Origin of the sequence: Salinicola sp. JS01 (genome assembly GCF_030284585.1) — a bacterium.
Taxonomy (GTDB): domain Bacteria; phylum Pseudomonadota; class Gammaproteobacteria; order Pseudomonadales; family Halomonadaceae; genus Salinicola.
On sequence record NZ_CP127244.1, the window covers coordinates 358,504 to 379,974 of the forward strand.

At 68.5% G+C, this 21,471-nt stretch carries 20 protein-coding genes; 13 read left to right on the plus strand and 7 right to left on the minus strand.

Features of this window, described 5'->3' with window-relative positions:
• The first annotated feature begins 17 nt into the window (after window positions 1–17).
• The 11 genes from QO259_RS01825 to pcaG all read left to right on the plus strand — a co-directional run bounded on the left by QO259_RS01825 (window position 18) and on the right by pcaG (window position 11,828).
• Window positions 18–884 (plus strand): shikimate dehydrogenase family protein, encoded by an 867-nt coding sequence (locus tag QO259_RS01825; protein WP_285951583.1) that lies wholly within the window; start codon window positions 18–20, stop codon window positions 882–884.
• Window positions 885–983: 99 nt separating this feature from the next.
• Window positions 984–1,979: an alpha/beta hydrolase gene (locus QO259_RS01830; RefSeq protein ID WP_285951584.1), complete on the plus strand. Its 996-nt coding sequence runs from the start codon at window positions 984–986 to the stop codon at window positions 1,977–1,979.
• 94 nt (window positions 1,980–2,073) lie between these two features.
• Window positions 2,074–3,426, plus strand: coding sequence for a lyase family protein (locus QO259_RS01835; protein ID WP_285951585.1), 1,353 nt, complete (start codon window positions 2,074–2,076; stop codon window positions 3,424–3,426).
• A gap of 272 nt (window positions 3,427–3,698) precedes the next feature.
• Entirely contained in the window at window positions 3,699–4,517 is an 819-nt protein-coding gene (locus QO259_RS01840; RefSeq protein WP_285951586.1) for a CoA transferase subunit A, read from the plus strand.
• The gene (locus QO259_RS01845) at window positions 4,517–5,308 is read left to right on the plus strand and encodes a CoA-transferase subunit beta (RefSeq protein WP_285951587.1); all 792 of its coding nucleotides are present in this window, start codon (window positions 4,517–4,519) and stop codon (window positions 5,306–5,308) included. Before QO259_RS01840 ends, QO259_RS01845 begins: the two co-directional genes overlap by 1 nt.
• On the plus strand, window positions 5,305–6,510 hold the full coding sequence (pcaF, locus tag QO259_RS01850) for a 3-oxoadipyl-CoA thiolase (protein ID WP_285951588.1): 1,206 nt from the start codon (window positions 5,305–5,307) through the stop codon (window positions 6,508–6,510). The genes QO259_RS01845 and pcaF overlap by 4 nt, the downstream gene beginning before the upstream one ends.
• A 48-nt stretch (window positions 6,511–6,558) precedes the next feature.
• On the plus strand, window positions 6,559–7,872 hold the full coding sequence (locus tag QO259_RS01855; protein ID WP_285951589.1) for a short-chain fatty acid transporter: 1,314 nt from the start codon (window positions 6,559–6,561) through the stop codon (window positions 7,870–7,872).
• 191 nt (window positions 7,873–8,063) lie between these two features.
• A complete protein-coding gene (locus tag QO259_RS01860; protein WP_285951590.1) occupies window positions 8,064–9,251 on the plus strand; it encodes an alpha/beta fold hydrolase in 1,188 nt (395 codons plus the stop codon).
• Window positions 9,252–9,338: 87 nt separating this feature from the next.
• On the plus strand, window positions 9,339–10,268 hold the full coding sequence (pcaQ, locus tag QO259_RS01865; RefSeq protein ID WP_285951591.1) for a pca operon transcription factor PcaQ: 930 nt from the start codon (window positions 9,339–9,341) through the stop codon (window positions 10,266–10,268).
• A 170-nt stretch (window positions 10,269–10,438) separates the two neighbouring features.
• Window positions 10,439–11,185, plus strand: a complete 747-nt coding sequence (gene pcaH / locus QO259_RS01870) for a protocatechuate 3,4-dioxygenase subunit beta (RefSeq protein ID WP_285951592.1) — start codon at window positions 10,439–10,441, stop codon at window positions 11,183–11,185.
• Between the two features lie 10 nt (window positions 11,186–11,195).
• A complete protein-coding gene (gene pcaG, locus QO259_RS01875) occupies window positions 11,196–11,828 on the plus strand; it encodes a protocatechuate 3,4-dioxygenase subunit alpha (RefSeq protein ID WP_285951593.1) in 633 nt (210 codons plus the stop codon).
• Between the two features lie 79 nt (window positions 11,829–11,907).
• Here pcaG and codB read toward each other — a convergent pair whose 3' ends face one another.
• Both codB and QO259_RS01885 read right to left on the minus strand, forming a co-directional pair.
• On the minus strand, window positions 11,908–13,164 hold the full coding sequence (gene codB, locus QO259_RS01880) for a cytosine permease (protein WP_285951594.1): 1,257 nt from the start codon (window positions 13,162–13,164) through the stop codon (window positions 11,908–11,910).
• 283 nt (window positions 13,165–13,447) lie between these two features.
• Complete coding sequence (locus tag QO259_RS01885; RefSeq protein ID WP_285951595.1) at window positions 13,448–14,347, minus strand: helix-turn-helix domain-containing protein; 900 nt, start codon at window positions 14,345–14,347, stop codon at window positions 13,448–13,450.
• A gap of 172 nt (window positions 14,348–14,519) precedes the next feature.
• On the opposite strand from QO259_RS01885, the gene pobA reads away from it, so the two are divergent.
• Window positions 14,520–15,704, plus strand: coding sequence for a 4-hydroxybenzoate 3-monooxygenase (pobA, locus tag QO259_RS01890; protein ID WP_285951596.1), 1,185 nt, complete (start codon window positions 14,520–14,522; stop codon window positions 15,702–15,704).
• Window positions 15,705–15,788: 84 nt separating this feature from the next.
• Here the strand turns inward: pobA and QO259_RS01895 are convergent, their stop codons facing one another.
• The gene (locus QO259_RS01895) at window positions 15,789–17,312 is read right to left on the minus strand and encodes a sodium:solute symporter family protein (RefSeq protein ID WP_285951597.1); all 1,524 of its coding nucleotides are present in this window, start codon (window positions 17,310–17,312) and stop codon (window positions 15,789–15,791) included.
• The gene (locus tag QO259_RS01900; RefSeq protein ID WP_035472128.1) at window positions 17,309–17,548 is read right to left on the minus strand and encodes a hypothetical protein; all 240 of its coding nucleotides are present in this window, start codon (window positions 17,546–17,548) and stop codon (window positions 17,309–17,311) included. The genes QO259_RS01895 and QO259_RS01900 overlap by 4 nt, the downstream gene beginning before the upstream one ends.
• Window positions 17,549–17,784: 236 nt before the next feature.
• Here QO259_RS01900 and QO259_RS01905 point away from each other — a divergent pair, with 236 nt between their 5' ends.
• A complete protein-coding gene (locus QO259_RS01905) occupies window positions 17,785–18,204 on the plus strand; it encodes a thiol-disulfide oxidoreductase DCC family protein (RefSeq protein WP_207034184.1) in 420 nt (139 codons plus the stop codon).
• 36 nt (window positions 18,205–18,240) lie between these two features.
• Here the strand turns inward: QO259_RS01905 and QO259_RS01910 are convergent, their stop codons facing one another.
• The 3 genes from QO259_RS01910 to QO259_RS01920 form a co-directional block, all read right to left on the minus strand.
• A complete protein-coding gene (locus tag QO259_RS01910; protein ID WP_285951598.1) occupies window positions 18,241–19,233 on the minus strand; it encodes an ABC transporter substrate-binding protein in 993 nt (330 codons plus the stop codon).
• A gap of 68 nt (window positions 19,234–19,301) precedes the next feature.
• Entirely contained in the window at window positions 19,302–20,744 is a 1,443-nt protein-coding gene (locus tag QO259_RS01915; protein ID WP_285951599.1) for a sensor histidine kinase, read from the minus strand.
• Window positions 20,741–21,409: a response regulator gene (locus QO259_RS01920; RefSeq protein WP_285951600.1), complete on the minus strand. Its 669-nt coding sequence runs from the start codon at window positions 21,407–21,409 to the stop codon at window positions 20,741–20,743. The genes QO259_RS01915 and QO259_RS01920 overlap by 4 nt, the downstream gene beginning before the upstream one ends.
• Between the last annotated feature and the right edge of the window lie 62 nt (window positions 21,410–21,471).

The window sequence follows — 21,471 nt, forward strand, 5'->3', positions numbered from 1 at the left end:
GCGAAGGAGACTCTTACATGCAGTTAGGCTTGATCGGCCAGGCGATCCAACACTCCAGCGCGCCCGACCTGCACCGGCGTCTCGGCCGGCTGCTCGGCATGTCGGTCGACTACACGCTGTTCGATGCGTTGATCGCGCCGCCGGTCTCGATCCCGGCACAGGTGGCCGAGCTGCGTGCTCAGGGCCTGCGCGGGGTCAATGTCACCTATCCCTACAAGGAGCAGGCGCTGACGCTGGCCGATAGCGCCGGTGACGGCGCCCGGCTGGTGAGGGCCGCCAACACCCTGATCTTTGGCGCCACCGGGGTCCACGCCGAGAATACCGACTTCACCGGCTTCGTGGCCGGCTATCGCGCCACCCTGGGCGCGCGCGCACCTGGGCGGGTGCTGATGCTCGGCAGCGGTGGCGTGGGCAAGGCGGTGGCCTTCGGCCTGGGGCAGCTCGGCGCCGAGGAGATTCTGCTGCTGGATCTCGACCGTGCCAAGGCCGACACCCTGGCGGCGCAGCTCACAGCCGCCGGATTCGCGGCACGCGCGGTGGCGCCCGAGGCCCTCGCTGCGCTGGCCGGCGAGTGCGACGGGCTGGTCAACTGCACCCCGATCGGCCACGAGAAGAGCCCCGGCTGCCCGCTGCCCGGGGCGCTGATCCGCGCCGATCAGTGGATCTTCGATGCCGTCTACGTGCCCGCGCGCACCGAGTTCATCGCCCAGGCCGAGGCCGCCGGCGCTGCGGTGATCAGCGGTGTCAGCCTGTTCGTGTACCAGGGCGTCGACGCCTTCAAGCTGTTCTGGGGCGAACCGGCGCGGGCGGCCGAGGTCGACGCTCAGACGCCGGCGCTCTACCGGCACTATCATCAGCAGCTGCTGGGCAGCCACATGGAGTGAGCCGCGGTGGCGGTACTGTCACCATGACGCCACCAGTAGAAATATCGCTGATCCGGCGCTTAGGCGGCGGTATCGGCGCCAATGAACTTGGGAGAGCGCATGAATACGCCCGCCACCATCGTCTGTGGTGTTGTCGTCTCGCTCGCGGCCGCTGCTGGGGTGGCCTGGCTTTGGTCTTGGCCGGCACGTGTGATCGACGGCGGGCTCGATTACGCCGGCCTGGCGCATGACCTGGCGCCGGCGCCAATCTCGCACTTCACTGCTCGCGACGGTAGCGAACTCGCTTATCGCGCGTATCCCGCCGATGCCGCCCGGACGCTCGCCATTGTGCTGCACGGCTCCGGCGCCGACAGCCGGTACCTGGCACCAATGGCCCGCGATTTGGCCGAACAGGGCGTGGCGCAGGTCGTGACGCCCGATATCCGCGGGCACGGGCGCGCGCCGATCCGCCGTGGCGATGTCGACGATGTCGAGCAGCCGCAGCGTGATCTGGTCGATCTGATCGAGCACCTGCGTGGGCAGTGGCCGATCGACCGGGTCGTGCTGATCGGTCACTCCTCCGGTGGGGGGCTGGCGGTACGCATGGCCGGCGGGCGTTTCGCCGATCTCATCGACGGCTATGTCCTGCTGGCGCCGTATCTCGGCCATGCGGCGCCGACCTCGCGCGCCGGCTCCGGTGGCTGGGCCCAGGCGAATGTCGGTCGAATCGTGCTGATAGAGATCCTTAGTCGCTTCGGGGTCGACTCCGCCGCCGGCTGCAAGGTCGTGCGCTTCAATATTCCCGAGTCGCACCGCGACGAGTACTCGACCCCCGCGTATTCCTATCGCATGCAGCAGGCGATGGCGCCACGCGACTGGCGCCGCGATCTGGCGGCCATCGAGGTGCCGGCGCTGCTGCTGGTGGGCGCAGAGGACGAGAGCATGCGCCCTGACGCCTACGGGAAGGTCGTCGCTGACCCGTTCGGCGTTGCGGTGGAGATTCTGGATGGGGTCGGTCATCTCGGTATCGTCCGTGCCGAGCCGGCCATCGAACGCTTGGCTCGGTTCATTCGGGGGCTGGCGATTACAACGGAGGCGGGATCGGATACACCATGACCGCCGCGCTTGCCCTGGCATCGCGCGTCGACCTAGCATGGGTGCGTATCACGAACATTCGTTCGCCACGCGATGCGCGCCGGGAGATCCCTCCATGTACGACACCCTGTTTCGCCACCCTTTCATGAGTGCCGCCGGCCTCGCCGCCCTCGAGGCCAGGGAGGTCGTCGCGGCGATGCGCGAGGTGGAGCTGGCGCTGGCGGCGGAGCAGGAGGCCTGCGGCGTGCTGCCGGCGGGCACGGCGGCTGCGCTCACCGCGGCGCTGCCGCTGGAGGCGTTCGACCTGGCGGCGCTGGCCGCCGAGGTCGAGAACGGCGGCAATGCCGCCATTCCCTTCGTCAAGCAGGCCAAGGCGTGGCTGCCGGAGTCGCTGCGGCGCCATTTCCACCGTGGCGCCACCAGCCAGGATATCGTCGACTCGGCGCTGATGCTGCTGCTGCGCCCGCGGCTGGTAGCCATCCGCGAGCACCTGGCACGCACGCGACGTGCCGCCTGCGCGCTGATGCGCGACCACCGCGCGACGCCGATGATCGGACGCACCCTGATGCAGCAGGCGCTGCCGATCACCTTCGGTGCCAAAGTGGCACAGTGGGCCTGGGGGCTTGAGAGCGCCGACGCGCGTCTGGCGGCGGTGATAGATGGCGGGCTCTACGTGCAGTTCGGCGGTGCGGTGGGGGTGCATTCGGGCCTCGATGCCCAGGGGCTCGAGATCATGGCCGGGCTCGCCGCGCGGCTCGGGCTGGCGGCGCCGCTGCTGCCGTGGCACACCGACCGCCAGCCGCTGCTGGCGCTGATGGGGGCGCTCGACGCCGCCGCGGTGGCGGCGGAGAAGGTGGCGCTGGATATCGCCCTGCTGTGCCAGAGCGAGGTCGCCGAGCTCAGCGAGCCGGCCGCCGAAGGGGTGGGCGGCTCGTCGTCGATGCCGCACAAGCGCAACCCGGTTGCCTGCGCGCGTATCCGCGCCGCCGCGCGCCAGGTGCACGCGGCCCACGCCACCGTGATCAACGCCGGGGCCCAGCCGCTGGAGCGCGGCCTCGGCGAGTGGCACGCGGAGTGGGCGCCACTGCTGGATGGCGTGCTGCTGGTGGAGGGCGCGCTGGGGTCACTGGTGCCGCTGCTGGCGGGGCTGGAGGTCCACGTCGAGGCGATGGCGCGCAACCTGCGCCTGAGCGGCGGGGCGGTGCTGGCGGAACCGGCGGCGCGCCTGCTGGCGGAAGCGCTACCCAGCGCGGCGGCGCAGCGGATCGCCCGCGAGGCCGGCGAGACGGCGCGCCGCGAGCAGCGTGACTATGCCGAGGTGGTGCTGGCACAGCCCGAGGTGGCGGCGGCGGTAGAGGCGGCGACGATCGACCCCGCGGCGCTACGGTCGGCGCTGGCGATCGACTTATACATTGGTAGTAGCGAGGCGCAGGTCACGCGCGTGCTGGCGCGTCTCGATCCCTCCTAACGTTTTGTTCTACAAGACATCACCGACGCACTTCAGCGATTCGGCAGCAATCTCGACGAGGCCTCCACGGAGGCCTCGTCGCGTTGTGCGATTGACCGCGGGCGATGGTGGCGGTAGCGTGTTCGTGATGCAAACTAGTGTTCGCAAAGCGAACAAATGATGATGGCACCGGGAAGATCGAGACCCCAGCGGCCGCGCTGGCGGTCGCCGGTTTCCCGTCATATGACAGCCCATCACCCAATAGCCCACCACCTAACAGGGAGTCGCGCACGATGGCCGAATTCCTCTCGCTCCACGACGCCGTGGCGCGTTACGTCGAGGATGGGGCAACCCTCGCCATGGAAGGGTTCACCCACCTCATTCCGTTTGCCGCCGGGCACGAGATCATTCGCCAGGGGCGGCGCGAGCTGACCCTGATCCGTATGACCCCGGATCTGATATTCGATCAGATGATCGGCGCCGGCTGCGCCCGCCGCCTGATCTTCTCCTGGGGCGGCAACCCCGGCGTGGGCTCGCTACACCGCCTGCGCGACGCCGTGGAGAAGGGGTATCCGCGGCCGCTGGAGATCTTCGAGCACAGCCACGCCGCCATGGCCTGCGCCTTCGAGGCCGGCGCCGCCGGTCTGCCGCTGGCGGTACTGCGCGGCTACGTGGGCAGCGATCTGCCCAAGGTCAATCCGCAGATCAAGTTCATCGAGTGCCCGTTCACCGGCGAGCGCCTGGCCGCGGTGCCGGCGGTGCGCCCGGACGTGGGTATCGTCCATGCGCAGAAGGCGGACCGCGCCGGCAACGTGCTGGTGGAGGGAATCATCGGCGTGCAGAAGGAGGTGGTGCTGGCGGCGCGCCACAGCATCGTCACCGTCGAGGAGGTGGTCGACGAGCTGGCGGCGGGGCCCAACGCCTGCGTCATTCCCGCTTGGGCGATCGATGCCATCGCCGTGGCCGAGCAGGGCGCTTACCCCTCCTACGCCCACGGTTACTACCCGCGGGACAACGCCTTCTACAAGGCCTGGGATGCGATCGCCCGCGACCGCGAGACCTTTGCCGCCTGGCTCGAGGAACATGTCTACCACGCCGGAGGAGCCGCCTGATGAGCCTCGACTACACCGCTGCGGAAATGATGACCGTCACCGCCGCCCGGGCGCTGGAGAACGGCACCACCTGTTTCGTCGGGATCGGCCTGCCCTCCGAGGCGGCCAACCTGGCACGCCTGACCCATGCCCCGGACGTGGTGCTGATCTATGAGTCCGGCACCCTGCAGACCAAACCCAATGTGCTGCCGCTGTCGATCGGCGACGGCGAGCTGTGCGAGACCGCGCTGAGCACCGTCTCGGTGCCGGAGATGTTCCGCTACTGGCTGCAGGGCGGGCATGTCGACGTCGGCTTTCTGGGCACCGCGCAGATCGACCGCTACTGCAATCTCAATACCACGCTGATCGGTGACTACCGCGAGCCCAAGGTGCGGCTGCCGGGCGGCGGTGGCGCCCCCGAGATCGCCACCAACGCCGGTGAGGTGTTCATCACCGTCAAGCACTCCAAACGCACCTTCGTCGAGGCGGTGGACTTCGTCACCACGGTCGGCTTCGGCCGCGACGGCACCGCCCGCGACGGCGTGCCCCACATCGGCCGCGGCCCGACCCGGGTGATCACCGACCTGTGCGTGATGAAACCCGACCCCGAGACCAAGGAGCTGGTGGTGGTCTCGCTGCATCCGGGGGTGACCGCCGAACAGGTGCGCGAGGCCACCGGCTGGGCGATCCGCTTCGCCGAGCGGCTCGAGACCACCCCCGAACCCGGCGCCAGGGAGCTGGAGGTGCTGCGCGAGCTCAAGGCGCGCACCGCACGCCACCATGCCGGCAACGAGACGGGAGAGAACGCATGAACGACGTCTATCTGTGCCGGCCGCTGCGCTCCGCGGTGGGCCGTTTCGGTGGCGCGCTGGCCAGCGTGCGCCCCGACGATCTGGCGGCGCGGCTGTTCGAGGCGGTGCTGGCGCAGCATCCACAGCTCGACCCGGCGGCGATCGATGACGTGATCATGGGCTGCGCCAACCAGGCCGGCGAGGACAACCGCAGCGTGGCGCGCATGGCGGCGCTGCTGGCGGGGCTGCCCACCAGCGTGCCGGGTTCCACCATCAACCGCCTGTGCGGCTCGAGCATGGATGCCATCGGCACCGCGGCGAGGGCGATCCGCGCCGGCGAGGCCGAGCTGATCCTCACCGGCGGCGTCGAGTCGATGTCGCGCGCGCCCTACGTGATCGGCAAGGCCGGCTCGCCCTATGCGCGCAACCAGCAGATGGAGGACACCACCATCGGCTGGCGCTTCGTCAATCCGCTGATGGAGAAGCGCTACGGGGTCGACTCGATGCCCGAGACTGCCGAGAACGTCGCCGAGCAGTTCAAGATCTCGCGCCAGGACCAGGATCGCTACGCCTATCGCTCGCAGCAGCTGACCCAGGCGGCACAGGAGGCCGGGCGGCTGGGCGAGGGGATCGTGCCGATCGAGATTGCGCGGCGCAAGCAGGCGCCGCTGATCTTCGATCGCGACGAGCATCCGCGCCCGGAAACCACGCTGGAGGCGCTGGCCAAGCTGCCCACGCCGTTCCGCGAGAATGGCAGTGTCACCGCCGGCAACGCCTCCGGGGTCAACGACGGCGCGGCGGCGATGCTGGTGGCGAGCGAAGCGGCGCTCACGCGCTTCGGGCTCGAACCCATCGCGCGCATTCACGGCATGGCCACTGCCGGGGTCGAACCGCGCATCATGGGTATCGGCCCGGTGCCGGCCACGCGCAAGCTGCTAGACAAGCTGGGCATGAGCCTCGACCAGATGGACGTGCTCGAACTCAACGAAGCTTTCGCCGCCCAGGTGCTGGCGTGTGCCCGCGAACTCGGTGTGGCCGACGACGACCCCCGGCTCAACCCCAACGGCGGTGCCATCGCCCTGGGCCATCCGCTGGGCATGTCGGGGGCGCGCATCATCAGCTCGGCGGCCTACGAGCTGGCGCGCAGCCACAAGCGCTTCGCGCTGTGCACCATGTGCATCGGCGTGGGCCAGGGCATCGCCACGGTGATCGAGCGGGTGTGACGCCCGCCGGCAGCAATTCATAACGACAAATCGCTAGAGGGAACCTCGATGCAAGCGGTGACGCAATTCTCCGTGCGGCTGGTGCAGCGCTATCTGCCCAGCGCCTTCGTGCTGGCGGTGATTCTCACCGCCATCGTCTTCGTCCTCGGTATCGTGCTGGGTGAGCGCACCCCGCTGGACATGGCGCAGTACTGGGGCGAGGGTTTCTCTTCGCTGTTCAAGTTCGGCATGCAGATGGTGCTGGTGCTGCTGACCGGCTATGTGCTGGCGCTGACGCCGGTGATGCAGCGGCTCCTCGGGGCGCTGACCCGGCAGGCCTCGACCCCGCGTCAGGCGCTGGCGATCACCATCGTGGTGAGCTTCGTCTGCTACTACCTCAACTGGGGCTTCGGCATGGTCGCCGGGGCGATCCTGGCGCGCGAGATGGGACGCCGGGTGGCGGTGCACTTTCCGCTGATCGTGGCCGCCGCCTACGGGGGTGAGCTGGTGCGTGGGCCCTCGACCTCGATCCCGCTGGTGATCGCCACGCCGGGCCACTTCATGGAGGATGCGATCGGCATCGTACCGGTCTCCGAGACCCTCTACGCCAGCTGGAACATCGCCCTGACTCTGGCCCTGCTGGCGCTGCTGGTGGCCTTCTTCATGCTGCAGAAACAGCCCGAGCAGATCGTGCGCCTGGAGGCGGCCGACGACCTCGCGGCGGACACATCGGCGCAGCGCGGCGCCGGCAGTTTCTCCGACTGGCTCGAACACAGCCGGTTGCCGACGCTGTTCCTGGGACTGCTCGCCGCCGCCTATCTGCTCGGTGAGGTGGCCAAGGGTGACTTCAGCATCAATCTCAATACGGTCATCCTGATCTTCTTCACCCTGGGGCTGCTGTTGCACCGCAGTGCGGCGGCCTATCTGGGCGCGGTAGAGAAGGCGGTGGGCGCCGCCCGCGGGATCATCGTGCAGTTCCCGCTCTACGCCGGCATCGCCGGGATGATGACCCACGCCGATCTGGTCACCCAGTTCTCCGAAGCGATCATCTCGGTGGCCTCCCGCGAGACCTTCCCGTTGTGGACCTTTCTCTCCGCCGGGGCGGTCAACTTCTTCATCCCCTCCGGGGGTGGCCAGTGGGCGATCCAGGGGCCGATCATGATGAAGGCGGCCTACGCCCTCGGCGCCGACCCTGCGCGCACCATCATGGCGTTCACCTGGGGCGATGGCTGGACCAACCAGATTCAGCCGTTCTGGGCGCTGCCGCTGCTCGGGGTGGCCGGCCTGTCGGCCCGCGACATCATGGGCTATCTGTTGATCTGGCTGGTGATCTCGGGTGTTGCCATTGCGGGGACTTTCGTCGCCCTGGCGGCTTTCGCCTAGGCTTTTACGCCACCTGCGAGGGTGTTTACAAATTCGACGAGCGAAGACAAGACAAGGCGAAATCGAACGAAAAAGCGGAGTTTACATGGGGGTAAATGAGTATTTTGAGGTCGATTTCAACGCCGTATTGTCAAGCGCAGGCATTTTGTAAACACCCTCTGACCCGCGCAATCTAACCAAGGAGCCTGGTCATGCCTTTCGTCACACTCGACGGCCGCACCGTCGCCTATCGTCTGCTCGGCGGCGACACTCAGCCGCTGCTGCTGCTAGCCCATCCGCTGGGGATGAGCCAGGCGGTGTGGGACAGCGTCGTCACACCACTGACTCGACGCTTTCGCGTGCTCACCTGGGACCTGCCGGGCCACGGCGCCAGCGCCGGCTGGGACCGTGCGCGCGGCGAGATCACCCCGGCGGCGCTGGCCGCCGAGGCTCTCGCCCTGGCCGATCTCGCCGGGGCCGAGCGTTTCCATTTCGCCGGCACCTCGATCGGCGGCGTGATCGGCCAGCAACTGCTGAGCGCGCATCCCGAGCGGCTCTACTCGGCGACACTGACCAATACCGGCGCGGTGATCGGCAGTGCCGAGATGTGGCAGACCCGTGCCGAGCGGGTACGCAGTGAGGGGCTGGCTGCGATGAGCGCGGAGATCGTCCCGCGCTGGTTCGCGCCGGCGAGCGTCGAGGCCGACCCCGCCCTGGCCGCCGGCTGGCGGCTGGCGATGGCGCGCAACGAGGCCGAGTCCTACGCGCTGCTGTGCGAGATGCTCGGCCGCCACACCTTCGTCGGGCGGCTGGGCGCCAATGCCGGCGCGGCGACGCAAGCGGTGCCGCTCACGCTGATCGGCGGCAGCGAAGACGGCGCCACGCCGCCGGCGACCCTCGCCGCGCTGGCCGATGAGTGTGGTGCCGAGGCACCGACGATCTTCGATGGCGTGGGCCACGTGCCGTCGCTGGAAGCCCCGGCACGCCTGGTGGAACTGCTGCTGGCACGGCTGTCACCGGCCGCCTCCAGGGAGCAGGGCGTCGATCTTGCCACCGGAATGGAAACCCGCCGAGCGGTGCTCGGCGCCGACCATGTCGCCCGTGCCACCCAGCAAGCGTCCTCGCTGGACCGGCCGTTCCAGCAGATGATCACCCGGCTGGCCTGGGGCGAGCTGTGGAGCGACCCGGATCTCGACCATCGCGAGCGCAGCATGATCACCACCGCGATTCTCGCCGCGCTGGGGCGCGAGGAGCTGACGCTGCATCTCAAGACCGCCAGACGGATCGGCCTGAGCGAAGCCGAGCTGCGCCAGGTATTGATGCACGTGGCGGTCTACGCCGGAGTGCCGGCGGCCAACCACGCCTTCGCCCTGGCCAAGCAGCACGGCTGGGGCGGTTGACGCCCCCGCGCGACTGGGCTCTCATCGGGGTCGATCGCCATCCGGGCCCGCTGTGGCCTGCGTGAAACTCGCCTCAGGAGTGCCGTGATGCTCAATGCCCGAGTCAAGCTGCGCCATCTGATGGCCTTCCAGGAGGTGGCCCGGCTCAACAGCATGGCGCGGGCGGCGCAGACCCTCTCGATCACCCAGCCGGCGATGTCGAAGACCATCCGCGAACTCGAGGAGATCGTCGGCGCGACGCTTTTCGAGCGCAGCCCTTCGGGGGTCACGCTGACCGCGGCGGGCGCGACGCTGCTGCGCCACGCCGGCCCGGCGCTGCGCAGCCTGGATGCCGGCTTTCGCGCGGTGCACCAGACCAGCGCCCAGGCGGTGGTGCGTCTCGGTGCGCTTTCCAGCGTCGAGCAGGGGCTGCTGCCGCGCGCGCTGGTGCGGCTGGCCCAGACGCTACCCGGGGTACGGGTGCAGGTGACCACCGGTTCCAGCGCCTATCTGCTCTCGCGGCTGGGGCTCGGCGAGCTGGAGATGGTGGTGGGACGGATGAGTGAGGCGCGCGAGATTCGCGGGCTGCACTTCGAGCCGCTCTACCACGAGCCGCTGGTGCTGGTCGCCCGCGCCGGCCATGCGCTGGCGGCGGGGGATGCCGATGCCGCGGCGCTGGCCGCGGCCGCCTGGGTGATTCCGCCCGCGGCCACCGCGCTGCGCGAGCAGGTCGAGCGCTTCTGGGTCGAGCAGGGCGGCTGGTGCCCGCCGATCGCGCTGGAGACGCTCTCGCTGTCACTCAGCCGGCGCTACGTGCTGGCCACCGAAGCGGTGTGGGTGGCTCCACTGGACGCCGTGCGCGAGGATCTCGCCGCCGGCGTGCTGGCACGCTTGCCGGTGGCGCTGGAAGCTCACGGCGGGGCGCTCGGGCTGTGTACCAATCTGTCGCTGCCGTTGAGCGCCGGCGCCGAGCGGCTGCAGGCGTGCCTGCGAGAGATCGCTGATGAGGTGAGCGGCGCTGACGTCGACGAGGCTTGAGTGAGCGTCGATGGCCAGGTGCCGTTCGATCTTTGAGCGAACTTCGAGCTTTGACCGATCTTCGACCTTAGACCGATATAGCCCCCCGGTTATGCCCAGGCGCGAGGCTTTCACTTGGCAGGTGGCGGCGGTGGGGGAGAATGGAGCCATAGACGAGCTGGAGAGGCCCCATGCCCTACAACGACGACACGCGCTTCGTGCCCCGCGACCGCGAGTGGCACCCCCCGGCCTACGCCCCGGGCTACAAGACCAGCGTGGCACGCTCGCCGCGTCAGGCGCTGGTCAGCCTGGTCGCGCCGACGCGCTCGGAACTCGCCGGCCCCGAGTTCACCCGCCTGCGCCTGGGTCCCCACGACAACGATCTGCTGCTCAACTTTCGTGAAGACCCAGCCCTGGGCGGCGCGGCGGGCTTGCCGATCGGTGAGCGTATCCTGCTGTTCGGCCGCGTGGTGGATCAGTTCGGCAAGCCGGTGCCGCAGACCCTGGTGGAGATGTGGCAGGCCAATGCCGGCGGCCGCTACCGCCATCAGAAGGATCGCTATCTGGCCCCGCTCGACCCCAACTTCGGCGGTGTCGGCCGCTGCCTGACCGACGCCGAGGGCTGGTACCGTTTCCGCACCATCAAGCCCGGCCCCTATCCCTGGCCCAACGACGTCAACAGCTGGCGCCCGGCGCATATCCACGTCTCGGTGATGGGGCCCTCGATCTCCACTCGGCTGATTACGCAGATGTACTTCGAGGGCGATCCGCTGATTCCGCTATGTCCGATCGTCAACACCCTGCGCGATCCGGAAGCGGTCGCCACCATGACCGGGCGCCTCGACATGGCGCGCAGCCGCAGCATGGACTGCCTCGCCTACCGCTTCGATCTGGTGGTGCGCGGCGCGGTGCAGACCTATTTCGAGAATCAGGGGTAAGGAGACCGTCATGCATCAGCCCAACTCGCGCCCGCTCGCCGACACGCTGCTCAAGGAGACCGCCTCGCAGACCGCTGGCCCCTACGTGCATATCGGCCTGGCCCTGGAACTCGCCGGCCTGCCGCCGCGCGATGAGGAGATCGGCCCGCAGCTCGCCGGCGACGCCGCCCAGGGCGAGCCCATCGAGCTCGTCGGCCGGGTCATCGACGGTAATGGTGACACCGTGCGCGATGCGCTGCTCGAAGCCTGGCAGGCCGATGCCGACGGTGAATATCAGTGCCAGTTCGATCTCGCCGCACCCTTCAACAGTTTCGGGCGCAGTGCCGCCACCGCGCACAACGACGGCGAGTGGCGCTTCACGACCATCAAGCCCGGCGCGGTGGCGCTGGCGGACGGGCGGCGCATGGCACCGCACGTCAACCTGGCGATCTTCGCCCGCGGCATCAACATCCAGCTCCAGACCCGGCTCTACTTCGACGACGAGACGGACGCCAACGCCGCCTGCCCGATCCTCAACGCGATCGAATCGCCGACCCGGCGCCAGACCCTGATCGCGACCCGGGAGACGCGCGAGAGACGTACCTGCTACCGCTTCGATATCCGCCTGCAGGGCGAGGATGAGACGGTGTTCTTCGATTTCTGAGCCCCGGGCGGCATCCCCGCCGCCCGGTCATGTTGTCTGCCTGGCCTCCTGCGGCATCTGGGTGCGGATGAGCGCCAGGTCACTCCCTGGCCGCGCCCGGCAGCGGGGCGACGCGGGGCAGTTTCAACAGCACGGCGTAGCTCGCCGCCGCCACGATGACACCCACCAGCGGCGGTAGCACAGGGGAGAGGTAAGCCGCTGCCGAGGCGATCACGTAGGCGGCCAGTCCGGTCCCGTTGAAGGCGGGCAGGCGCACCTCGGCCAGCGCCGGGTAGCGGCCCTTATGCTTGAGCCAGAAGTCCGCCATGATCACGCCGCCGATCGGCGGGATGAAGGTGCCGAGCAGCACCAGAAACGGAATCAGCAGATCGTACATGCCGCCCACGGCCAGCACGGTGCCGATGGCGGCGCCGGCTACGGTGACCACGCGGCGCTTGTCGGTACGCAGCAGGTTGCAGCCGGCCACGGCGAAGTTGTAGATGGTGTTGTCCTGGGTGGTCCAGATGTTGAGGAACAGCATCAGCACGGCCAGCGTCACGAAGCCCTGGGCCAGCAGCACATCGACGATATCCGCCTGCTGGTAGATCATCGCGCCCAGCGCCCCGGTCAGCACCATCAGGCCATTGCCGATGAAGAAGGCGCCGAGCGTCGCGATCACGGCGATCCTAGGGGTACGCGCGAAACGGCTCCAGTTGGTGGCCTGGGTGCCGCCGCTGATGAAGGTGCCGATCACCACGGTGATGGCCGCGGCGACGCTCATGTGTTCGCTGGGCGTCTGGCCCGCCAGGCCGGAGAGCCCGCCCACGTCCACCATACCGGTGTAGAGGCTGATCAGGATGAACAGCAGCATCGCCGGCACGGCGACCCGGGACAGCAGGTCGAGCCCGCGAAAGCCGATCATCGCGGTGATGCAGAAGGCCAGGCCGAACAGCACCATCAGCGGCGTCTCGAGCGCCGCCGACAGGCCCAGCGTCTTGACCAGCACCACGGCGATGGTAGCGGTACCCCAGGCGTACCAGCCGATCTGGGTGAAGCCGAGGAGGGCGTCGGAGAGCTTGCTGCCCACCTCGCCGAAGCAGAAGCGCCCCATCAGCACCGAGTTGAGGCCGCTCTTGCAAGCGATATAGGCCAGGGCCGCCGCGTAGGCGCCCAGCAGCAGGTTGCCGATGAGGATCACCCATAGCAGCTGGCCGAACGAGAAGGCGCTGCCGAGGGAGCCGCCCGCCCACATGGTCGCGGTGAAGAAGGTGAAGCCGAGTAGCACGGCCGAGGTGGAGAGCAGCCCCTTGCGTTCGCTGGGGGGCACTTCGCTCAGTGGGTAATCCGAGGTTTCCATGGCGTTCTCCGCATGACGTTGGCCTGAACCAGGGGGATTTCCCCTCTACCTCTACCCTGTAGCAAGGCGCGTTCCACTCTCCGCCGAATGCCAAAAGACGCCGCGCGATTGTCGGTTTTCGAGCGCTGACGGGTCGAGAAAGCATGCCATCTGCAGGATTGGCCCGCGGTGAGGCGGCCCCGACTGGGTGTCAGAGAGGGTTCATGCCCCGTTCTGGTTCATGCCTGCGCCATTCGAGGGCAGGGCTCGCTGCGCACGGTGATACGCGGGCCACTGGTCGAGACTAAGCGTTCAGCCCGGCGCCGCGCTGACGAAAGGCGCGCGGCGTCATGCCGGTGCCGCGCTTGAAGAAGCGGGTGAAATAGGTGGGTTCGGCGAAGCCCAGCCGCTCGCCGACCTGGGCGATGCTCTGCTGGGTATAGGTGAGCTGACGCTTGGCCTCCAGCAGCAGCCGCGCGTGCAGCAGCTGCAGCGCACTGTGACCGGTGAGCCGCCGGCAGAGCGCGTTGAGATGGGCGTCGCCAATACCCAGCTCGGCCGCCAGGTCGGGAATCGGGGGCTGTTCGGCGAAGCGGGTTTCGATCAACTGCCGATAGCGCTCGAGATGGCGTTCGCCGCGCGCCTGACCCGATCTGGGCAGGCGCTGGCGGCGTCTCGCGCGGCGCCATAGCTGTAGCGTCACCGCGTCGATCAGCGTCGTCAGCATCGCCTCGCGATCCTCCTGCGCGCCGCCCGGTGCGCGCCGATACTCGCCGTCCAGCAGCGCGATCAGCTGTGCCAGCGGCGCCGCCTCCGGCTGCGCTGCCAGCGGATAGTGCATGGCGGCGTCGAGCACTTCGGCCTGGGGCAGGCGCGCGTGGAGATCTGCCACCAGCGGCTGCGCCAGGGTGACGATATGCCCCTGGGTCTGGGGCGAGAAGCGAAAGCCATGAATCACGGTGGCCGGCACGCAGATCATGGCCGGCGTATCGATGGCGGTCTCCAGATCGCCCAGCCGTAGTTCGACCTGGCCTTCGCGTAGCAGCAGCAGGTGCATCAGGTCGGCATGGCGGTGCGCTCGGATATGCCAGGCGTAGAGCCGGCTGCGTTCGGCGATGGTCTCGCAGTGGAGCAGGTCCGGGGTGGGCCAGTGGCGGGTCTCGCCATAGAGCTGATAGGTGGGAACGGGCGTGGGCGTCACCATGCGCATGGCTCTCGCGTCGTAGGGGGCTGGGATCAGACTAAAGTCAGGCGCCTATCCTTGGAAATGATCATTTTGGCTAGGAATCTTGCCTTATCCAGTGGTGATCGATGGCGAACAATGGTGGTGAAAAGTGCCATTTCGGGTCCTGGCCCGCCATTGGAGGAGAGGCATCATGCGCACGCAAGTCGCGATCGTCGGCGCTGGCCCAGCCGGCCTGCTGCTGGGGCAGCTGCTGCATCGCCACGGCATCGACAACGTCATCGTCGAGCGCCGCTCGGCGGATTACGTCCTGGGGCGCATCCGCGCCGGGGTGCTCGAACAGGGGATGGTCGATCTACTGCACAAGGCCGGGGTCGGCGCGCGGGTGGACGCCGAGGGCATTCCCCACGACGGTTTCGAGATGGGCCTGGGCGAGCGTCGGGTGCGCATCGATCTGGCCGCGCTGACCGGCGGCAAGCGGGTCACCGTCTACGGCCAGACCGAGGTCACCCGCGATCTGATGGCCGCCCGACGCGAGGCCGGACTGACCACGCTCTACCAAGCCGAAGAGGTATCGCTGCACGCCATCGAGAGCGAGTCGCCCTATCTCGAATGCCGCTACAACGGCGAGTCGATGCGCCTCGACTGCGACTATATCGCCGGCTGTGACGGTTTCCACGGCGTTTCGCGTCAATCCATCCCCACGACCACGCTCACCACCTTCGAGCGCGACTATCCGTTCGGCTGGCTGGGGCTGCTCGCCGATACCCCGCCGGTGCATCACGAACTGATCTATTCGCGTCACGAACGCGGCTTTGCGCTGTGCAGCATGCGCTCCGCCGAGCGCAGCCGCTACTACCTGCAGGTGCCCGCCGGCGAGCGGGTCGAGGCGTGGTCGGACGACCGCTTCTGGGACGAGCTGTCGCGCCGGATACCGCGGGAGGTGGCCGCGAATCTGGTCACCGGGCCGTCGCTGGAGAAGAGCATCGCACCACTGCACAGCTTCGTCGCCGAGCCGATGCAGCACGGGCGGCTGTTCCTGGCAGGCGATGCCGCGCACATCGTCCCGCCTACCGGTGCCAAGGGGCTCAATCTGGCCGCCGGCGACGTGGGTGTGTTGCATCGACTATTCGCCGCCATCTATCACCAAGGGCGCACCGATCTGATCCCACGCTACTCGCCCACCTGCCTGCGCCGGGTGTGGAAGGCCGAACGCTTCTCCTGGTGGATGACGCGCCATCTGCACGACTTCGGCCAGACGCTCGACTTCGACGAGCGCCTGCGCCAGGCCGAGTTCGACTACAGCCTCGACTCCCGGGCCGGTCTGACCACGATCGCCGAGAACTACGTCGGCCTGCCTTATGATTCGCTGGAATGAGATAGCGCAGAAATGCACACGCCTTCGCCACTGGCGAAGGCGTGTGCAGCGGTTGCGGCGCTCGGAAGGGAGCGCGCCTGGCGCTCAGCCCGTGCGGACTGCTGAAGTCCGCGGTGGGAAGGCGATGATCTCCTCGGCGCGCTCGCGCTGGGCCGGGGAAGCGCCAACCAGCAGCGAACCGCCGACGCAAAGTACCAGGTTGAGCAACAGCCCCCAGAGGCCGCTGAACACGCCCAGCGGGCGGTAGCCGGCGAAGGTGAAGGCGGCGGCCAGCACGGTGCCGGCGAGCATGCCCACGAATACCGCCTGGGCGTTCAGGCGCCGCCAGTAGAGGCCCAGAATCAGCGCCGGCGCGGTCTGGATCAGCACTTCGAACTTGAGCACGAAGATCTGATAGAGCGTGCCCGGCGGGTACCAGGCGATCAGCACCAGCACCACCACCGCGGCGACCCCCACCAGCTTGCCCACCAGGATCTTGCGGTACTCGCTGGCGCCGGGGGCGATATAGCGGCCGTAGAGGTCGTGGGAGACGATCGAGGAGAAGGTCAACAGCACCGAGTCCGCGGTGGAGACGATCGCCGCGATCACCCCGCCGAACAGCAGCACCATGGCCCAGTAGAAGAAGGTGTTCTGGTTGGCCAGGGCGTTGGCGAGCATGCCCACCAGCTGCTCCGACTGCGCCGTGGTGAGATCGGGGAAGGCGCTGATACCGATGATCCCGACCATGAACACCACGCCCGCGGTCAGAAACGGCATGTAGGCCATGCGGATGAACGAGCGCTTGAGGGTGCGCTCGCTGCGCGCGGAGAAGATGCGCTGGAAGGCGTGCGGGTAGATCGCCGCGCCGATCCCCACCAGCACCAGAAGACAGAACCAGGTGGTCAACGCCTTGCCCGTGGGTGCCCCCAGCTTCTGGGGCGCGTTGGCGGCCATGGTCTCGGCGGCGCTGGGCAGCCCGCCGATGTAGATCAGCGAGCCGATCAGCAGCGTGAACACCCCGAACAGCAGTGCCAGCCCCTGGATGGTGTCGGTATAGGCCACCGAGCGCATGCCGCCGAGCCAGCTATAGGCGACCATGATCACGATGAAGAAGATCACCCCGATCTGATACGGAATGGTGCCGCCGGTGAGCCCCGACACCCCCTGGCCGATGGCCACGAACTGCTCCAGCAGATAGTTGCCGAGACCGTAGAGCATGAGGATGGCGGCGAGCACGCTGACCCGTTTGGAACGGAAGCGCAGGTCGATCCAGTCCACCGGCGTGAGCAGACTGAAGCGCCGGCCCAGCGAGTAGAGCCGGGGGGCGAAGAACAGATACACCATGATGATCATGATGAAGAATGGCACCGACACCAGGTACTGATAGCCCAGGCGGTAGGCCGTCGGCGGATAGCCGACCACGGTGTTGCCGCTGTACTGGGTGGCGAAGAAGGTGAAGAACAGCACCATGGCGCCGAGGCCGCGCCCGCCCAGATAGTACTCGTCGAGACTCTCGCGCACGCCGCGGTGGCGCAGAAAGGCGAAGAGCCCTACCGCCAGCATCAGGCCGCCGTAGAGTCCCAGGACCAGAATCCCCGACCAGCCGCCGAACGCGAGGTCCATGCTCATCGCTCATCCTCCGTCTCGTCGGCCCCGGTATCCCACTGATAGAGCACGACCCAGGTGATGAACAGCGACAGCGCCAGCGACACCGCGATGATGATCAGGGCCCAGTAGGGAATGCCCCAGAACAGCGGCGACCAGGACCCGGCCGGGAAGTACCAGGGCGTGACCAGGGTGAAAAGCACGCCGAAGCCGATCCAGACGGCGGGCTTTTTGACCGGTTCGGTAATTCGTTTTTTCATGTGTTCCCCCGATGGCGCGTGCGTCGGCGCACGACGAATTCGACCGTGGACTAAGTCGACCGTGGACTATAGCCAGCGCGCTCGCGCCCTGGCTATTGACGTTCGGCAAAGCGAGACTTCGCGTCGGGCGAACGCATGCGACCTTGGTGGAGGGTCGCGACGGTGGGAGGCGAGTCAGGCCGTGCGGCTTCCGCTACGCTGATCGGCAGCGAGAACGTTTCGACAAGGAGAGCCCCATGGCCGAGCTGACGCTGTTCTATGATGGCGCCTGCCCCCTATGTGTCCACGAGATCACCCATCTGCGGCGGCTGGACCGCCACCGGCGCATTCGCTTCGAGGATATCCACGCCGCCGATTTCAGCCAGCGCTGGCCCGACGTCGACCCGGCGGACGCGAGCGCGATCCTGCTCGGGTACTACCGTGGGGAGCGCCTGCGCGGGCTCGATGTCACCCATCGCGCCTGGTCGCTGGTGGGGCGTGGCTGGCTCACCGCGCCGCTGCGCTGGCCGCTGGTCAAGCCGCTGGCGGATCGCGTCTATCGCTGGTTCGCACCGCGCCGCTACCTGCTTTCCGGCTGGCTGACCGGGCGCCAGCGCTGCGCGCCCTGTGACAGCGGCCAGTGTCGGATCGACGATGACGCGCCGCCGCGCGCCTGAGCTTATCGACTTTTCAGACAGTGCCTAGGGCGCGGCTCACTCGCTGAGAATATTTAGCTCGCGGTCCCAGCGGCGCAGAAAGGCCTGGCGCCGCAGCGGATCGACGAAGGCGAGCAGGGTGGCGTTGATCGGAATCGGATAGAGGTGGTCGCCGACCTGGTCGCGCAGGCGCTGGGCGGTGTAGGGGCCGATGACGTCGTCGCGCACGCTGAACAGCGGCGTGCTGCCGGCCAGGATACGCTGGCCGCGCCGGCTGAGCAGGAAGTCGACGAAGCGCCGCGCGGCTTGCGGGTGCGGTGCGTCGCGGTGGACGAAGGCCATGCGCATCAGCACCAGCGAGTAGTCGTTGGGCACCTGCACGATGATGTCGGGGTGGCTCTGCGCCCAGACCATGGCGTAGGAACCGAGCAGGTTGTAGCCGAGCCAGTAGCGGCCGTCGCTCAGGCCCTCGAGCATCGCCTGGGTATCCTGGGCCAGGTCGACGTCGGCGGCGCCCATCGCCGCGACCAGATCCCAGATGCGCGGCGTGTAGCGGGCATCCTGCTGCAGCAGGGTGTAGCCGACGCCGCTGTCGCGGGGCGAGTAGGTGACCACACGCCCGCGCAGCCAGTCGCGATAGTCGGTCAGTAGATCGAGCAGGTCGCGATGGGTGGTCGGCGGCGGCATATGCGAGGCGAGCTCCAGGCGGTAGGCCATTACCACCGGTTCGAAGGTGAAGCCGAACACTTCATTGCGCCATTTGGCCCAGGCCGGCCATTGCTGCGCCTCGACGCTGTCGAGCGCCTGCGCCCGGCCTTCGTTGCTCAGCGCCAGCTGCCACGGCATCGCCGAGCTGATCACCACGTCCGGCGGGTCCTCGGTGTCGCGTGCGCGGCGGTCGACCCTGAGCGAAGAGCTATCGCGGTAGTCCAGCGTGATCTGCGGATACTCGGCGCTGAAGGCGTCGAGCACCGGCTGGAACACCGGGCGATCCAGGGCGGCTTCGACGATCAGCGGCTCGGCCACGGCGGTGGAGGCTCCCAGGCCCATCCCGAATCCCATTCCCAGGCAGAGACAGACTCGCACAAGTGTGACCGCGAGCTTGCGATATCGGCGGCTCATGCGCGTTCTCCAGAATCTGGGGTGTGCCTATCGGAATCCGCTTCGGGCGGGGCCAGGCGCACCAGCGTCAGCGACAGGCGCAGACCATGCGGGTTCACCGCACTCAGCTCCAGCGGGCTGCCGTGACGCCGGGCGATGGAGTCGACGATCGCCAGACCCAGCCCCGAGCCCTCGGTATCCTGACGCTGGCCACGCTCGAAGGGGCGCGTCAGGCGCTCGCGCGCCGCCGCCTCCACCCCGGGGCCGTCATCCTCGATCGACAGCTCCAGCCGGTCCGGGCTCAGGTCGCGCAGCGCCACCGTGATCTGGCTGCCGTGCGGAGTATAGCGGCAGGCGTTGTCGATCAGATTGTTGAGCAGCTCGTGCAGCGCCCAGGGTTCGCCGGCGACCCAGGCGGGCAGCGCGCACTCGAGCGCCAGGCCGAGATCGTGGTCGCGGCTCTCCTGGCGGTCGGCCCACTCCATCACCATCGCGCGCAGCAGTGCGTCCAGCGCCAGCGGCTGGCGCTCCTGGTCGGGGCCCAGATGACGCAGCCGGGTCAGGCTGAGCATCTGGCCGGCCAGCCGGCTGGTGCGGCTGGCGCTGTCGTGGACCTCGTTCAGGGCGCGCCGCCAGGCTTCCGGATCGGGGCTGGCCAGGGCCAGCTCCGAGGTGCTCTGCAGCCCCGCCAGCGGAGTCTTCAACTGATGCGAGGCGTCGGCGATAAAGCGCAGCAGGGTGGCGCGGCGGTCGCGCTGATCGGCGAGCAGGCGGTTCAGGGTATCCACCCACTCGCGCATCTCCCGCGGCACCTCCAGGGTGAGCGGCTCGACGTCGTCCGGGTGGCGGTCACGCAGCGCCCGGCGCAGGCGCTCCAGCGGTGCCAGCAGGGCGCGCACGGCAATCATCAGCAGCGCCGCGGTGATCAGCACCATGGCGGCGAATCGCGAGGCGCTCTTCTCGAACAGCTCGCCGGCGAGCAGGTCGCGCCCGCGCCGGGTGTGGCCGACCCACAGCTGTACCGGCTCCTGGGTGTCCCAGCCGGCGGAGTCGATCTCACGGCCATGGAGGCGGATCGGTACGCCGTCCAGGTCGGCGTCGTAGAACACCGGGTGGTGGCTGGCGGCGTCGCGCATGGCGGCGCTGATCGGCAGTTCGGCGTTGCGCGTGATGAGGCGGCCGTTATCGGCCTGGAACCAGTAGAACACCCGCTCCTGCCACTGGGTGGCGAGAATCTGCAGCGCCGAGGCGGGCATCTCCAGGGTGGGCTGGCCGTCGGGCCACTGCAGCGATTCGGCCATGGTCAGGCTGGCGGCCGCGAGCTGGCCGTCGAGGGCACGGTCGGCGGCCTTGTGGGCGCTGGTGTAGGCCTCGATCAGCAGCAGCGTGCCGAGCCCGGCGACGATCGCGGTCAGCCACAGCGCCAGACGGCGCTTGAGCGACACCGGGCGGGCGTTCACTCGCGGCGCTCCTCCAGGCGATAGCCCAGCCCGCGCAGGGTGCGGATCGCCAGCGGGGCGTCCTGGAGCCGCTTGCGCAGCCGGCTGACGTAGACCTCGAGGGCGTTGGCGCCCACCGCTTCGAAGCCGAACAGGCGATCCTCCAGCGTCTCCCGGGGCACGATGCGCCCGGCGTTGAGCATCAGCGCTTCGAGCAGGCGGAACTCGCGCCGCGGCAGATCCAGCGGCTCGCCCGCCAGCCACACGCTGGCGGCGTGGGTGTCCAGGGTCAGCCCGGCGAAGTGCAGGCGGTCGTCGAGACGCTGCTGGCTGCGTCGCAGCAGGGCGCGCACGCGCGCCTCCAGCTCGCTGATCGAGAACGGCTTGGCCAGGTAGTCGTCGGCGCCCAGGTCGAGCCCGCGCACGCGATCCTCGAGCCCGTCACGCGCGGTGAGGATCATCACCGGGGTGGCGTCGCCGGCGTCGCGCAGGCGTGCCAGCAGCTCGAGCCCGCTGGCGTCGGGCAGCCCAAGATCGAGCAGGATCAGATCGAAACGGCGCTGGCGCAGCGCCTGCCAGGCATCTTCGACCCGGCTCAGCGCGTCGATGCGATAGCCGGCACGAGCCATCGCCTCGCCCAGCGAGCGCGACAGCAGAGGATCGTCTTCGATGACCAGCAGGTGCATGACGGCTCTCCGCGCCAGTGTGTCGTCAGGGTGAAATGGCCAGGATGAGACCGACCGCATGA